We start from the raw sequence: 16967 nt of genomic DNA on the forward strand, positions 1-16967 counted from the left end.
TGACACCCTAATCTCATGAAGAAACGAGTACGTCTATTCCTGTTTAGTTGTCTATTGGCCGGGTGCGTGGGTGCTGTCTGTCAGGCCCAAACCCTGGCACGCGCGAGTCAATTCACCCAGACGGCTGGCCAGGTCAGGCATGTAGCTTACCGATCCCTGCGCGAAGCCCTGACCGCGGTAAAGAACCAGTATAAAGTCAATATCCTTTACGAAGGCCGCACACTCGATCCCTTCAGCATCCCCGAAAGCCGGCTGCGGTTTGACGGATCCGTTGAGACCGCATTGACTGATTTGCTGAGCCCTTTTGGGCTGTCGTTCAAACGCATGAAAACAGGTGGTTACCTCGTGCTGGCCGGTACTACACACCCACCAGCCCCGGTAGCAGCCCTCCCGGCCAAACTGGCGGAAGTACGTACCGGGCAACTACCCGTTCCCATCGGTTTGCCGAAAGAAAATGGGATTCAGGGGGTTGTCCAGGACGGCACCAATGGGCAGGCGTTGCCAGGGGTCAGTATCACGCTAAAAGGAACCCAGCAGGGCACCACCACCGATGCCGAGGGTCGCTACCGGCTTCAGGTACCCGACGGCAACGCGGTGCTGGTGTTCAGTTTCATTGGATTCGAAACGCGCGAAATCCTGACGGGCGCCCAGACCGAGCTGAACGTATCACTGACTCCCTCCAATCAGGTGCTTAATGAAGTCGTTGTGGTCGGTTATGGAACAAAACGGAAACGGGACCTAACCGGTGCTATTTCATCCGTCGGTTCCACCGACCTTCAGAAAGTCGCGACCAGCAACTTTACGTCTGCCATTGAAGGCAAGGTGCCCGGCGTTTATGTGACCCAAACCAGTGGAGCCCCCGGCAGCGCCAGTTCCGTGCGAATCAGGGGCGTCGGTACAACGGGCGCGAATCAGCCCTTATACGTAGTAGATGGGGTTCCAATGACCGGAGAAAGTACGCCCGTTCCAGGTAGTTCCAATGGCATTGACGCCATGTCGATTCTCAATCCCAATGATATCGAATCCATCGAGGTGCTGAAAGATGCAGCTTCTGCCGCTATTTATGGCTCACGGGGAGCGAACGGGGTTATTCTGGTTACCACCAAACGAGGCAAGGAAGGTGCGGCCCAGGTAGCGGTCAATGCCTCTGCTGGCGTCGCCCAACTGTGGCGCAAGCCCGCGTTTCTGAATGCGCAGGAGTTTGCCACCATGGCCAACGAACTGGCGGCTAACTCGGGCATAAAACCAAATCCGGAGTGGGCGAATCCAAATTCGTTTGGCGAAGGAACGGATATGATCGGGCTGATTTTTCGAAATGCGCCCGTACAGAATTATGATATCAGTATTTCGGGCGGCACAAAAAATCTGAAAGCCCGCTTGTCGCTGGGCTACAATGATCAGGTAGGCACCATGATCGAGACGTATTACAAGCGGTATACGGCCAGAGCCACGGCCGATTTGAAGGCGGGAGAGAAATTGAGTTTCGGTGGCTCGCTGGCGTTTGCCAGCACCGAAACGAAAGGGCAGAACACCGATCCCTTGCAGGGTGGGATTTTTAACCTGGCCCAACAGTTCTTTCCGACCTTAGCCCAGGATGCTCCGTTTTTTGGAGATGGCGTTTACTACACCAGTAACGGAGATAACCCTTTACTAAAAGCCAGATCAATTGACAATAAATTATTTAATTCCAGAATATACGGCAGTACGTTCGGGGAATACGCCATTACGACGGGCTTGAAGTTTAGAACCAGTGTGGGGATCGACGCCAACTTTAACCGATCGCGGTCCTGGGAAGGCAAAGTGCAACGCGGGTTTTATGTGCACCCACGCGCCACCCTCTCGGAGGGGTTCGACAACCGCTTTAACTGGTTGATTGAAAATACGCTTTCTTACGCCAAACAAATCGGCGACCATTCGTTTTCAGCCGTGTTAGGCCAAAGCGCGCAGAAGAACCGGCTGAACTTAATTGCCTCGACGGGAAATGGGTTCCTGAGTGAAGAGTTGCAGGTGATCAACGCCAGCGATGTAAGTTTACGGACCACGAGCGGCACCAGTAGTAACGCCACACTAGCTTCCTATTTCGGTCGTATCGATTATACCTTCAAGGATAAATACCTGGTCTCGGCCAGCCTGCGCCGGGATGGGTCGTCCAACTTTGGTCCTAATAACAAATGGGGCTATTTCCCGGCTATATCGGGTGGATGGCGGATCTCACAGGAGTCATTTATGGCCCCTTTAAATACGGTACTCAACGATTTGAAAATCCGCGCGAGCTGGGGTCGGGTTGGTAATGACGCGATTCCGGCGTTCGGGTACCTGAGCACCATTCGAAACGGAAATTCGGCCGATAATTATGCGCTGGGAACCGGGGATCAAGCCATTGTGGTCGGCTCAACGCTGGTGCGGCCGGGGAATGCCGATCTGAAGTGGGAGACCACGCAGCAATTGGATATTGGCGTCGACGCTTCCTTTTTTGGGGATAAGCTGTATCTGACCGCCGACTATTACAAAAAAGACAACATCGGCATGTTAATCAGCCTGCCGGTTTCCCTGGAGGCCGGTTTTCAGAATGCGCCGAGCGTCAATGGTGGCCAGGTACGCAACACCGGCATGGAGCTGTTAGTCGGCTATCGAAGTAAAGTGGGCGACTTCCGATTTAACGTTAGTGCAAACGCCACCACCTTAAAAAATGAGGTGATCAGTCTGGGGGTTGGCCAACCCATCTCTGGCACTGCACTGGCCGGTTCGAGCATGACGATGACCTATACCCGAGTCGGCGAACCCATTGGCTACTACCGGGGCTACGTTGTGGATGGCATTTACCAGACCAGTCAGGAGATCAATAAGACGTTCCAGCCCAACGCCGTAGCCGGCGATTTCAAGTATCGGGATGTGAACGGCGACGGTGCCTTAACCGATGCCGACAAAGTTAAATTAGGCAAGCCCTGGCCCGATTTAACGTACGGCCTGAACATGGATTTATCGTATAAAGGTTTCGACTTCAACCTGTTGCTTCAAGGGATCGCCGGCTCCCAACTGTTTCACGCCAACAAGATCACGAACTATCAGATGAAATATTATAACGGGAACGGGATCATTAACGGCGTGAAAGACATTCTGAATCATTGGACGCCGGGTAGCGGAATTAACGACCAGCCAGGGTTAAAATACACCGATGCCAACGGAAATTATTCCAATGCCTCTTCTTTCTACGTGGAGAATGGCGATTACCTGCGGGTGCGTAACGTCGTGCTGGGCTATAACCTGCCACAAGCCTTTATTCGTACCGTAACGCATAACGCCTTTAAGAGCTTACGACTCTACGTTACCGCCCAAAACCTGTTCACCTTCACCAAGTATACCGGATTCGATCCGGAAGTGGGCAGTGCGAATCCCATGAATGCCGGCATTGATACGGGCATCTATCCGCTGCCCAGAACATTGACGGGCGGAGTCAATATTGTTTTTTAACTCATTCACTAAACGACGACATGAAAATAATACCAAGCCTTATCGTTATCATTTTAGTGATTCTAACGACAGCCTGTGGCGATAAATTCCTGAGTGTCATCCCGACGGATGTGCTTACGGACGCTAATTTCTTCAAAACCGAAGCGGATGCGCAGTCGGCGCTGATTGGGGCGTATGGTCAGTTACAACCGGAGGCAACCTTTGGCAATCTCATTGATGCCGCCAATCTGGACTGGACAATGAGCGGAGATTTGTATGAGCAGGACCAGAACACACCCCGCGTCGAGCTGGAGATGCTGAGTTTACCGGCGAATAATCTCTATATTGGCCAGCTGTATTCAGGGCTGTTTCAGGGGGTCAGCCGGGCCAATTTTGTTATTGAGCGGGTCAGCAAAATGGATAACCTCAGCCCGCAGGTAAAGGAGTCGATTTTGGCCCAGGCAAAATTCCTGCGGGGCATATTCTACTACCGGCTAGTCAATTATTTTGGGGGTGTTTCGTTAATCACATCTGAATTGAACGCATCATCTAAACTGAATATTCCGCGCGCTTCGGCCGCCGACGTCTGGAAGCAGGTCGAGACTGATTTAAGCGAAGCGGCTGCGGTTTTGCCAGCAACCTGGTCGGGCAGCGACCTCGGGCGGGCAACCAAGGGAGCGGCTCTCAGTTTTCTGGTAAAGGCCCAGCTATGGCAACAGAAATATCAGGAGGCCGTCACCACCAGCGAAGCCATCATTAACCTGGGCATTTATGGTCTTCTCCCCAATTTCAGGAGCGTGTTTCTGAAGAGTAATGAAAACAACAAAGAGATTGTCTTTTCAACCCAGTATTCGTCCGTTAACGACGGCAGCGAAGGCGGTGGCCTCGATGTCCGGTCGGCACCCCGGGGAGCGCCAGCCGCCTACATTGGCCGGGGCGCCAATAGTAATTTTGTGCCGCAAACGAGCTGGATCAATGCGCTTGAACGGGATGCGACCGGCAAAATTAAAGACCAGCGGTATTATGGGGTAATCATTGGGCCTGGTGAGTCGCATCCTGAAATGCCGGGGTTTGTGATGCCGCTCACCTTCCCGAATCCGTACACGAAAACAGGCTATATTGTTACCAAATACTGGCAGGAAGCCGCTTTGGTATCCTCCGGGATTAACGCACCGATCATACGCTATGCGGAGGTTTTATTGAACTATGCCGAAGCGCTCAACGAGGTTGGCCGTTCAGCGGATGCCATGACGCAGGTTAATCTGATCAGAGCCCGGGCAAAATTAGACCCTAAACCACTAAATCTGCCAAAAGATAACGTACTTGACGCTGTGTTTTACGAACGACGCATGGAGTTTATCTGGGAGTCGCCCGGCGCTTTTTCTGATCTCAATCGAAGAGGACGGTTTTTAGATTTTATCAAAGCAAACCGAGTTGATTATGACAAGATACAGGTGGCTACCAAGCCCTGGGTTCAGCAGAAAGTGATTTTGTTGCCCATTCCGCAATCTGCCTGGGATGTCAATAAATCACTGACGCAAAATCCCGGCTATCCCGCTTTTCAGTAAGCCTGTGGCTACTGAGCGTTAATCAATGACAAACCGCTGGAGTGGTTTGTCATTGATCAATAGTTTAACCTTTACTTCATTGTCATGCAGTATTTAAAATGTTTTCCCTTCGTCTTCTTCATTCTAGTCGTACTACCTAACGTACAGGCCCAAAACGCGGCTGAGGCCAATTACGACGAATCAAAAGTGCCGCCTTATACGTTGCCCGACGTCTTGAAGACAACCACGAACGTAGCGGTTAAAAGTAAGGCGACCTGGGAAAAGGTGCGACGACCGGAAATCATTAAGCTGTTTGAAGAAAATGTGTATGGACAAATGCCCAAAACCTATGACCGGCTTTCGTACTCGATAAAAAATGAAAATGCCAGCGCCATGGGGGGTAAAGCCACCCTGAAAGAAGTCCAGATTGAGGTTGTCAACAACAATAAGCCGGTCAAAATCAATCTGGTTCTATTTGTGCCGAAGAAGCAGAAAGGCCCGGCTCCTGTTTTCCTGCTGATCAACAACCGGGGCAAAGATAATGCGGACCCCACCCGAGCGAAAAAAAGCGACTTCTGGCCTGCTGAAATGGTGGTTGATAGCGGATATGCCATTGCGGCTTTTCACGTGAGCGATCTGGCTCCCGATGATACGGCTAACTACGCCAATGGAGTGCTCCAGTTGTATCCCGAGCAATTGACGGCCAATGACGGCATGAAGGCTATTGGTGCCTGGGCCTGGGGCGCTAGCCGCGTACTGGATTACTTTGAAAAAGATGCCGCTATTGACCCCAAAAAGGTAATCGTTGTGGGGCATTCCCGGGGAGGAAAAGCGTCGTTATGGGCGGCTGCCGAGGATCAGCGATTCGCCATGTGTGCTACTAACTGTTCGGGGAATACGGGGGCTGCCCTATCGCACAGACGGTTTGGCGAAACGATTGGCCGAATCAATACCGTTTTCCCTCACTGGTTTGCGACAAACTACAAAAAGTTTAATAATAACGAAGGTGCCTTACCCCTGGATCAGCATATGCTGATTGCCACTATCGCACCAAGACCATTGTATGCAACCAATGCGTCCAAAGATCTTTGGGCCGACCCAACGGGAACATTCTTATCATTGAAACAGGCAGAGAAGGTGTATGCATTATATGGAATCAAATCAAATCTTCCCGCCAATCCACCGGCTATAAACCAACCTGTTATTACTTCTCAGATGGGCTACCATAACCGGGAAGGAGAACATAACATGACAGCATTCGATTGGAGCAATTTTATAAAGTTTGCCAACATTCATGTAAAAAAGTGAGAAACTGGCTAGCTGGAAACACGCACTAACTCATACTACATACGTATTCCTCGGGCGTAATGCCCCACACGGGAATAAGAAAAATGCAAAATTTAAGTAACATTATATAATATCAGTAACATATTTTTATGTCTCCTAAGTCCATATCCAGCCCTTAAAGCCTATTTATACCTATTAGAAAGTAACTAACCGCTGATAAGTGTATTTATTGATCGTTTTTATTGGGAACATCGATAGCGACTTTTGTGACTTTTCAAGTTTTAGGCAGTCTATTGGGTATGGATACGAAATCATACCTTCCCCACTCAGGTCTCTGGACACTCGTGTTTATACTTGCCACCTTACTCCTCCTGTTAGCTGGTCTGTGGATTTGGGAGTTGCTATAACTCCCTTCTATTTACTTTTTATCAGTTGAATAAGGCGGCTCCAGCTACTACCGATTATCTGTAAATCCTTCCCTCAGGAAAAAGAAAGAGACCACTGGGCGGGATAGACCATAGGAGTTATCAGAAGATAACAGGCCTAATCCAGTAGCCCACGACCTCACCTGGATTATCGATTAGCTTGATTCAGCTGTTAGGTATACCAGGTACAGCATACGCTTTAGCCAGCCGCCTGACTAGTATATCCTTTTCTATACTTTTTTAATCAAACCGCTTTAAATCGTAGTTTAGCTGAGTAAATGATAGACTCAACGTAAACTCATGAAAAACGTAAATCTGCTTGGAGCGATGCTGATAATCCTGGCCAGCTTCCATACGCAGGCACAAACCACGGGAAAAGCTACCAATGCCCAACCTGGGTCATCAGCCAGTAATACCACGAATGCCTCAACGATCGGATCTTCGACTACGCCTGATCCAGGTACCGTCGGTAACGATCGAACGGGTCGGGGTTCATCCGCAGGCCGTACGAAGCGTACGGCTACAACGAGTAGCGCAACCGTTGATGGCTCTAATGGGAGCGCCACCAATGATGGAGCCAGTGGCCAGAGTGGCACTCCGGCTCCCCTCCCTGCTCTATCAAATTCTACAGGAACAACCACCCCCAGCAGCCGCAAGCCCAAAAACACAACTCGTCAGGGAAGCAAAAAGTCATAATCATCGTCAGGTAGCGCGCTTAGCCAATAGCTATTTTTCTGGCTACTATTGACTCGCTAAGCAAAGGGCATTACTGCTCTCACAGAACTACATATACCAATTTTGGCCTTGTATGCATCATTGCTGGCAGCCTGCTTTTTTGCCATAGTGACTATTGTCGGCTGTCAATTACAGGGATCAAGCCGAGGTGGAGATCGCGGGCAACATGATTCACGTATTGCCGAAGTGAACGGGCTTGGTGATGGGTTTAACAAAATAGGATATGGACTGGAGTCATCGTGTCCGGCTGTACGTCTACTAGAGTCAACATACTCTGATTGTTGGCAGACGTAGCCAGTCGGTAGCTTTGCTCAAAAAGCCTTGCAGTCAAATGGAGCCGGTCCAGCCTTATGCTTTTGCTTAAACGGTTTATAATTTTGGTCTGGCGTCGTGCTACGGTTTTGAACCGTAGCACGACGCCAGACCAAAATTATAAGGTCAAGTCAGCTTATACCAGAATGGCCTGATCAGGGAAATGTATGTGTGCATTTTTCAACGATGTACTGGGCACATAAATCCGAAAGCGGGCTCCTCCCTGCTGGCGCACCTCAACTCGAGCTCCCAACTGATTACTCAGGGAACCAATCAGTTGCTTGCCAAACGAGATACGATTCCCTTTTTTTTCCCAATTGATCAAATCCAGATCAGACCCGTTGTCATATACTTCCAGCACCAGGTCATTTTTATCCCAAAACAAACTGATGCCTAGCCAGGGCCGCGATACGTTACCGTAAGCGTGTTTGAGCGAGTTGGTGATCAGTTCGTTTCCAATCAGACCCAACGGCATAGCGGCATCGACGTCGAGTTGTTTCTGCTCAATGGTCAGTACCAGCTCGAAATTACCTGAATGATAGCCATAAGCCTGTGTCAGCCCTGTGGCCAGGTCCGTCAGATACTCTTCCATGTTGACGGACGTGAGCTGATCCGTCATATAGAGTCGCTGATGAATTAAGGACATCGCTTCAATACGTTGCTGCCCGGCCCGCATAGCCTGAATAGCCTTCTCGTCCTTGAGCCCATGCGACTGTAGATTGAGAAGACTAGCCACAATGGCAAAGTTGTTTTTCACCCGGTGATGCAACTCCTGCATGAGTAAGGCCAGTTGATCAGACTGCTGGCTAATTTTCACCTTTTGCTGGAACAGCAGGGCATTGGCTTTCTGTTTTTGTAAATTGTTGCGCCAAAGAATAAGGGCAATCACCAGCAGGATGGCCAGACTGATCAGCAGGGTATACTGTCTGACCTGATGCTGATACTTCAACTGAGCCGACTCCAGATCACGCTGGCGTTCCTGTTCATCAAAGGCTATGCTTCGGAGCGCCTGAAAATTTGCCTCGCCGTACAGGTAATCTTTCGTTTCGGCCGCCAATTTATAATACCGAAGCGCTTCCCGGTCGTTAACATGCTGATAGGTTTCTGCCAGTAGGGTACTGGCCATCAGGATACCCCGTTTATACGACCCTTGCTGGCTTTCCTCCAGGCTGATTTTGGCATAGTATAGACACGAATCCAGTTGGTTCTTTCTGGAGTATAACCGGGCAATAGCCATATTGGCAAAGGCTACATTGCGTAAGTTGTTTTCTTTGACGGCAACCTGTTTGCTCTTCTGGTAATACGTCATGGCCAGCCCAAGGTCACCCCATTTGGTCTGAATATTGCCCAGAATCCGCAATACATACGGCAGGTTGTTGATCAGGTTTAAGCGCAATACGTTCTGATACGCCCTGTATTCATACGTCCAGGCAGAATCCAGCTGATTCATCTGCTCATAGGCACTGCCAATGTTTGACTCAGTGATGGCTACCCCAATCTTGTTATGAATCAGCGTGTGGTGCTGCCTGGCCTGCTGGTAATACGTGAGAGCGGTATCAAAGTCTTTCAGGTCAAGGTAGATGTTGCCAATAATATTTCGGATACGACCCATTTCGTAGAAATCACCGTTGGCCTGGGCCAGTTGGTAAGCTTTGAATTCCAGTTTAAGGGCATTGGGCAAATTGCCGATCTCACGCATGACAAACCCAATATTGCCCAGCGCATCGATCTCTCCTTTGATATAATCGATCTGTCTGGCCAGTTGTAGCGCCTGCTGTCCAAAGCCCATAGCCGAATCAGGGTTCGATAACCGATATTGCAGGCATAGTTCCGACAGCAGGAGCACCCGGCCTGTATCTTGCATTACCCCTGTCAACTCGTGCCGCAAACTGTCCGTTAACTTTACCTGGGCAGCCGTCTTATACAGGAGTCCAGCCGTGATCAGGAGCATAAAAAAAAGCGTACGTAGAAGCATATGTCCACTACCAGTTAAAAAGCTACTACAGTACCAAAGACATACAGATTGCTTTGTGGGCGAGCTGCCGTTGTCGAACCCCTGTACTATTTGGTCAGCTAATCTTTTCTTGCCAGACGACAAAAAGAACATCTAACTTAGTGAAAATAATGTAACTGCCAGCTACTTCTGGTTTATCAGCTGCGTGAAACGGGGCAAGCAGTAAACTTATCGCACGGCTACGTATCCCAAACCAAACGAGGCTACCAATTTACAGACTGTATCGGTTCACCAGATACGTTGTGTTAAACATAACGTATGGAGACAGGCGTTTGAAGAACGAATGACACTATATGAGACAACTAATCCCACTTTGCATTTTACTTTATCTTCTTATTTCCTGTACGGCTAAAAGGCAGCCTGATAAAACTCAATTTGATGATATACCTGTTTCGGCCCTATCCGGCCAACAACTGTCGATTGCACACTGTAGCCGGTGTCATGCGTTTGTACCTCCCGACTTATTAACAAAAACGTATTGGAGAGATGTGCTGCCGGCCATGGGGCATCGGATGGGTATATACAGTAATGGTAATAGACCCGACAGTTTGTTTGACGCTGGCCTGAGCGGCTCCATGGTGCGCGATGCCAATATCTTTCCGGAAAGGCCAATGCTGGCGTTGGCGGATTGGCGCAAAATAGAGAACTATTATCTTGAGAATGCGCCAGACACCCTTATACCACCCCTTCGCAAAACTAAGATTCGGATAGGGCTACCGCATTTCACCTATAAAGAGCCGTCTTTTTCGCATCGCCCCTCGTTGACCACCCTAGTCAAAATTCTGCCTGATAATCAAGGTATCCTATTTAGTGATGGAAAAAGTAGACGCAACATTTTAACATGGCTGACGCCCGATTTCCAGGAAAAATATAGTATGCGGCTGGAATCAACGCCGATTCATTTTCATAAAAAAGCCAATGAGTTATACCTGACCACTGTTGGGAAAGGCGTTTTCCCAACGGATGCACCCAATGGTGCCCTGCTCCGATTCAGGAAAAATGGGTCGGAGCTAGGCTACACAGCAGGGAGTACAGTTATTCCCAATTTACGGCGGCCCGTCTTTATGGCCTACGGCGATTTGACTAAAGATGGGCTTGAGGACGTAGTGGCTTGTGAATTTGGCAACCAAACCGGTCAGTTAGCCTGGTATGCCAACAATGGACGAGGGGGATATAATAAACGGATTTTACGCGATAAACCCGGGGCAAGCACAGCCATTATTAAGGATGCCAATAACGATGGACTGATGGATATTTATGTGCTCATGGCGCAGGGCGATGAGGGAATTTTTCTTTATGAAAATCAGGGATCGGGTAAGTTTCAGGAAAAACGATTGCTGTCCTTCCTGCCACTCAATGGGTCCCAGCATATGGAGCTGGCCGACTTTAACAAAGACGGGTTTGATGACATCGTATATGTTTGTGGAGACAATGCGGACAAAACACCCGTCTTGAAGAAGTACCACGGTATTTATATTTTTCTCAACGATGGGAAATCCAACTTTAAGCAAGCGTACTTCTACCAATTAAATGGCGCGTATAAAGCGTTGGTTCGAGATTATGATCTGGATGGCGACCTGGATATAGCCGCTATTTCATTTTTCCCGGACTATCTTCGCTATCCGGAGGAAAGCTTTATCTATTTGAAAAATAAGGGAAATTTAAAATTTGACGAGTATTCATTTTCCGAATCCTCGAAGGGAAGATGGGCCGTAATGGATGCTGGCGACATGGATGCCGATGGCGATATTGATCTCGTTCTGGGTTCGTTTGTCTATTTCCTACCCCAGGGAGATACCACCGGCCTGGGTAAAAAATGGCTGTCGACAGGGCCTTCTGTCGTTGTGTTAGAAAATACAATCCGGTAGGATTTTCGGGTAACGATGCCGACGATATCGCACCGTAGACTTGTTAATTTGGCACCAGCCGCCCCTGCGCGTCTTCCACATGCAGACGATTGATATCCAGCCCATCCAATACCAGTACACCCTGTATGGACGACTGCCGGTTAGGGTCTTGTTTCCACGACCAGACCAGCTTGCCAGCCGGACTGTATTCGAGTATCTGCGTACCACTGGCGCCGTGTCCGGGACCGTGGCCCTGCCAGTTCGCCACTACCCAGTTGCCATTCGTCAGGATTTGAAAACCAGCATAGAAGTCAGGATGTACGGCTGGCGGCCCACTGATGCTGTCCACTAAAACGCCTTTCTGATCGAATCGCTGGAAATTGGCGGAGTAACCACCACTCACCAGCGTATGGCCATTACCCAATCGCTGCGCTTGCCAGGCGTGCTGCGCTTTGGCCTGTTTGGCAAGCTGTGCCTGCCAGACGATAGTGCCATCCAGTTTGCCTTCAAAGACCCGATCATTGGACGTAATCAGGAAGGTACCGTCTACCGTTTCCCGAATGAGCCGAACGTAGCTAAAGTCCGGATAATTTATGACGCGTTGCACCGCCTGGTTTTGATCCAGTTCAAGCAGCACGATGCCTTTTTTCTCCTGCCAGTTCAAGCCCACGAGCATTGTATGTCCATTGCGCAACCGTCGGGCGGCAATGGTTCCGTCGAAGGTAGTCAGTTCAGCGACTTTGGCACCCGTTTTAATATCCCGTTCTTCGTAGCCTTTGCCGGTGCCAATCATCACCCGACCCTGGCCAATCAGTTGCATATCCCGACCCGCCGGAACGGATACGTAGTAGTTTCGTTCGGGATGAGCCAGGTCTATGTAGTTCAGGTTGGAGAGGCCCTCGTCACGTAACAGCAGTTGGCGGGATGCATACGTTTCGGTGGAAGGCTGGGCAGCCCCAGCCCGGCAAAGCACTAATAAAAAGCCTAAAAACAACTGGATAAGGAGGGTATTTCTCATACGGCAACTGCGGGTTATCTATCGGATTAAAGCATTCTACACTGTCTTACAGAAAAGGCTACTACGTTTGGTCTCTACCTGATCTGCTCAAACTCCAGCGCCAGCATGATAAAAGGCCCAACCGATTTGGGGTCATTGTCCCGTTTCGCTTCCTGGCAATAATACTCGTAGGAACCATCCCGGTATGGATTTCCGCCCAACCCCGCACCCGCGCAGGCATCAGTAATCGTGACGACGCCCGTTGGCTGCGTTTTGATAAAGTGCGTCAAAATTCCCTGATACCCCTTTTTCGCTACGTCCAGAAAGCGTTTGTCAATATACCCCTGCCGAACCGCTTTACTCAAAAAGTAAACAAACATGGTTGACCCCGACGATTCCAGGTAATTTCCCTCGTGTTTGCCAACATCCATAACCTGATACCATAACCCGGTTTCGGTATCCTGATAGCGGGCCAATGTTTGCGCCAGTTGACGCGTGATGTCCAGAATCGCTTTTCGCTGCGGATGATCGACGGGGAAATAATCGAGTACGTCGACGAGTGTCATCGCATACCAGCCCATCCCCCTACCCCACACGTGTGGCGACTTTCCCGTTTCCTTGTCCGCCCAGCGTTGCTGCTTACTTTCGTCCCAACCGTGGTAGTACAGACCCGTTTTTGCCTCTTTATTATGCTTGTCGATAAGCTGAATTTGATTGGCTACGTCAGCAAATAAGGCCGGTTCATTGAAAACCTTTGCATACTGCGCCAAAAATGGGGATGCCATATACAGCCCATCGAGCCACATCTGATACGGATAGCTTTTTTTGTGCCAGAATCCATTTTCACTTGTGCGCGGGTGGGTCAGCATCTGGCTACGTAGCAGTTGTATGGCCTTCCCGTATTTTGGGTCGCGGGTCCTTTCATAGAGCGCAAACAGAAACTTCCCGGAATTAACCGCATCGATATTGTACAGGCTAAGGTTGTATGTTTTTATACTGCCATCCGGGTTGATCATATCGTCGGCGTACTCTTTTATGTAAGCATAGTATTTCTCATTTCCCGTCTGTCTCCACAACTTTTCATGCGCACTGCACACCAGCCCGTGGCAATAATTCCAGCGGGGTTGTTTTGAAAAGTCGAGCATCCAGCCTTTAGGATTACGAATGATATCTGAATCCGCCATACGAACCGCCCACGTAGCATTCGTATCAACGGAAGCCACGGGCTGAGCAAAACCAGGGGGTGAGCACATAACCAGTCCCAGCGCGAGGGCGCTCACGAAAACCGTCAACTTTGTCATTGTATGGAAGCAGATTATAGTAACTACGTAGCGAAATAGATAAGTCGAAACCTTGTTAAACAAGTTATTGCAGCCACGCCCATCGCTTGGCCCAGTCGTCCTGAAACTGCTGACGCCATTTATAAATGGTACGACCACCTTGCTGATCGCCCAGGAAAAGATCGGCTTCCGGCCTGTCGCTGTACCAGGTAGTCCCTAGTGGGTAATCATCCGGTGATCGTTTCCCAGGCCATTGATTCGTGACAAAAAACTGACCCGACTGCACCGCAAAGCCGGGAATTTTGCTGGTGGTTTTGTAGGTACACATCTCCGATTTTTTAGGCGAATAGCGGGCCACATAATCGCCTTTCCCAACGTAGTAGCCAGGCCATTGCTGCCCCAAAACTTCCAGCGTAAAACAGGAAGAATCGACGGGTAGCTGGATAACAGGCCCTTTAAAATGCCACTCTATAATGGAATAAACCGGCACCGAATCGTTGCTGGTGGTATTCCGGTTAACGATACGACGCGAGCTATGACCAATCTTCGAAAAGCTTCCACCCCAGCTTTCTTTTCCGGGATTTTCCAGCCCGCTATCCATGGCATAGAGCAGCGATGGTGTATCCCCCATTTTGATCACTCCTTTATAATAATTTTTAAACCGCTTACCCATACTCCCCAATCCGTGAATATGCTGGTCGTAATACTGATTGGCGTTCGATTCGTCTGCCGGGCTTGTATTGGCAAACAGCCCGCGGTAGGTCGCATTATTTTCAATGAACCACAGATCAGGGAAGTTCTTGACGATATAGGCATAGCTATTGACGCTCCACTTTTTATTAGGGCCGCCAATCCAATAAACTCTGATCTTATTTTTGATGTCGGGCGCATCATGAAGCGCCTGCGCTACGTCGTCCAACCCGCCCCAAACCAGTATCCACAACGGCTGGCTGGCCTTCTTTCTGGCACATTTTATGATCCATTCTGATCCTTCGGTCGCACTGCGCCAACCTTTGTAGGGAGCCTCGCCAAAAGCCCCCTGTTTGCAAACGACCCGTAGCGAATCAGGTGCGGGAAAGTCGGCATGTGCGTTCAGTTTGGGAAGGTCTTTCGCATAGAGGTCGATCATGTCCAGTATATCCTTCTTTTTGCCTTTGCCGTAAGAGGGCGACGAGATCAGCCCCTCGGTGTTGAAGCGGTCGGAATACATCAGAAAATGGATCATCGATTGAAAATCATCATCATCCGTTCCGCCGATGTCCGTACTAATAATTATTCGGGGCTTCGCATTCGTCTGTCTTAAAGGGTGGTATCCGGCCACCAAATCGATGAATACCGGGATCAGTAAAATCAGGCAAACAGCTTTATTTTTTCGCATAGTCATGTTTCATTACGTTATGGCGTTACGCCCGGTACAGGTTCCACCCGAAACCAGTCGAAATCGGCGTAACCGGAGTCGTTAGTCTGGGTGGTACGGGTACAGAAAATGCCCATTTTAGCCCCGATCCAGCGACCCACTTCGGCCTGGAATCCCTCGCCCGCCTTCGTAAACTTTTGACCGTCTACACTGTAACTAAACTGACACATAGCGTTTTTGCTCACCTGTACGCGCAGGTAAACGGCGGTATTGGCGCTGATACGTGTCAGCACCGTATCCTCCTCGGCTTTTCCCTCCGACGCTTTCTTACAAACGCCGTACACCAACGCCAGGCCATCCCGGCCACTTTTCAAGGCCAGGTTGGCGTAGCTCAGTCCCATAATGATCAGCCCGGCTTTCTCGTTTTCCAGCTTGGGATTCGGCTTGAAGGTAAGCTTCGTGGTGGCCGTAAAGGTTTCTGCCGGAAACTTCTGCAGGAGCAAATTTGGGACGTCCCAGGCGTTTTTGGGTTCGTCGGGTGCCTTGTAGGTATACAAACGCAGGAACCCCTGTTGACTGGCGGTATGCCAGATTCCTTTCGGATTCGCCTGCCACTGCCACTGAAGTCCCAGTGCCGGGCTGTTGAATTCATCCGATTCAGGCGGTGTAGCTATCGGGTAGCTTTTGGCTGCAACGGCTGGTTTTTTGTAGGTCAGTACAGGCTCCCCTTTTCCATCCCCATCTGTATCGACGCCGATAACCGGCCAGTCATTTACCCACTTCATCGGTTGCAGGTGCACCACGCGCCCGTAAGCTTCTTTATCCTGAAAATGCAGAAACCAGTCCTCACCGGGCTTACCATTCAGGGGCTTTGTATCGACCCAGGCGCCCTGATGCGGCCCGTTGATGGGGGATTTGCCCTGATCCATGACCACTTTGCGTTCGTAAGGCCCGTAAATGCTTTTCGAACGTAGCACCAATTGCCAACCCGTTGGTACACCACCCGCCGGAGCGAAAATGTAATAGTACCCGTTCCGTTTATAGATCTTTGGGCCTTCAATGGTGGGGTCGGTTTCGTGACCGTCGTACACAATGACGCCTTCATCAATCACCTTTGTCCCGTCCGCATTTAATTTCTTAACCGTAATGATGCTTTTGATACCGGCCCGACTTCCTGCCCAGCCATGGACCAGATACACCTGCCCATTATCGTCCCAAAGCGGGCAGGGGTCAATCAAGCCTTTGCCTCCTTCCACCAACAGCGGCTCCGACCAGGGGCCAGCCGGATTTTTGGCTTTCGTTACGTAGATACCAAAATCGGGATCGGGATAGTAAATGTAAAATTCACCCTTTTGGTAGCGAATAGCCGGTGCCCATACGCCGTTCCCATGCTGGGTTTTCTCAAAATGTTCGAACGGCGGCTGGCGCTTCAACGCGTGACCGATAAGGGTCCAGTTGACCAAATCGCGGGAATGCAGAATCGGCAAGCCCGGAATCGCGTCAAAACTCGACGAAACCAGGTAATAATCGTCGCCCGCCCGGCAGGCATCGGGGTCCGAGTAATCGGCGTGCAGGACAGGGTTTCTGTACGTACCATTGCCTAAATCAGACACCCACACGCTTGATACGTAAGGTGTTGATGCCGGAGCTGTCTGTGCAACCGCCGAAAACGAAAACAGGGCAGCTAAACTACTGATTGATAGGGCCTTCATACGA

At 50.0% G+C, this 16967-nt stretch carries 10 protein-coding genes; 5 read left to right on the top strand and 5 right to left on the bottom strand.

The annotated features are described in order from the left end of the window. Positions 1-15: 15 nt before the first annotated feature. From ACYVEA_RS32040 to ACYVEA_RS32055, 4 genes are all read left to right on the top strand, one after another. Positions 16-3471: a SusC/RagA family TonB-linked outer membrane protein gene (locus tag ACYVEA_RS32040; RefSeq protein ID WP_461117453.1), complete on the top strand. Its 3456-nt coding sequence runs from the start codon at positions 16-18 to the stop codon at positions 3469-3471. Between the two features lie 20 nt (positions 3472-3491). Further along, on the top strand, positions 3492-5018 hold the full coding sequence (locus ACYVEA_RS32045) for a RagB/SusD family nutrient uptake outer membrane protein (protein ID WP_461117454.1): 1527 nt from the start codon (positions 3492-3494) through the stop codon (positions 5016-5018). An 84-nt stretch (positions 5019-5102) separates the two neighbouring features. Next, positions 5103-6305, top strand: coding sequence for an alpha/beta fold hydrolase (locus ACYVEA_RS32050; protein ID WP_461117455.1), 1203 nt, complete (start codon positions 5103-5105; stop codon positions 6303-6305). Between the two features lie 704 nt (positions 6306-7009). Next, positions 7010-7405 carry a hypothetical protein gene (locus ACYVEA_RS32055; RefSeq protein ID WP_461117456.1) on the top strand — a complete coding sequence of 132 codons (396 nt, stop codon included), beginning with the start codon at positions 7010-7012 and terminating at the stop codon, positions 7403-7405. 487 nt (positions 7406-7892) lie between these two features. On the opposite strand, the gene ACYVEA_RS32060 is transcribed toward ACYVEA_RS32055, so the two are convergent. After that, on the bottom strand, positions 7893-9707 hold the full coding sequence (locus ACYVEA_RS32060) for a tetratricopeptide repeat-containing sensor histidine kinase (RefSeq protein WP_461117457.1): 1815 nt from the start codon (positions 9705-9707) through the stop codon (positions 7893-7895). Between the two features lie 356 nt (positions 9708-10063). On the opposite strand from ACYVEA_RS32060, the gene ACYVEA_RS32065 reads away from it, so the two are divergent. Next, entirely contained in the window at positions 10064-11638 is a 1575-nt protein-coding gene (locus tag ACYVEA_RS32065; RefSeq protein WP_461117458.1) for an FG-GAP repeat domain-containing protein, read from the top strand. Between the two features lie 43 nt (positions 11639-11681). Here the strand turns inward: ACYVEA_RS32065 and ACYVEA_RS32070 are convergent, their stop codons facing one another. The 4 genes from ACYVEA_RS32070 to ACYVEA_RS32085 all read right to left on the bottom strand — a co-directional run bounded on the left by ACYVEA_RS32070 (position 11682) and on the right by ACYVEA_RS32085 (position 16963). Beyond that, positions 11682-12635 carry a hypothetical protein gene (locus tag ACYVEA_RS32070; RefSeq protein WP_461117459.1) on the bottom strand — a complete coding sequence of 318 codons (954 nt, stop codon included), beginning with the start codon at positions 12633-12635 and terminating at the stop codon, positions 11682-11684. A 74-nt stretch (positions 12636-12709) separates the two neighbouring features. Next, positions 12710-13915, bottom strand: coding sequence for a glycoside hydrolase family 88/105 protein (locus ACYVEA_RS32075; RefSeq protein ID WP_461117460.1), 1206 nt, complete (start codon positions 13913-13915; stop codon positions 12710-12712). Between the two features lie 64 nt (positions 13916-13979). Next, a complete protein-coding gene (locus tag ACYVEA_RS32080) occupies positions 13980-15272 on the bottom strand; it encodes a nucleoside hydrolase-like domain-containing protein (protein WP_461117461.1) in 1293 nt (430 codons plus the stop codon). A 17-nt stretch (positions 15273-15289) separates the two neighbouring features. Next, positions 15290-16963, bottom strand: a complete 1674-nt coding sequence (locus tag ACYVEA_RS32085) for a glycoside hydrolase family 43 protein (RefSeq protein ID WP_461117462.1) — start codon at positions 16961-16963, stop codon at positions 15290-15292. Between the last annotated feature and the right edge of the window lie 4 nt (positions 16964-16967).

The sequence above is a fragment of the Spirosoma jeollabukense genome, from assembly GCF_054777855.1.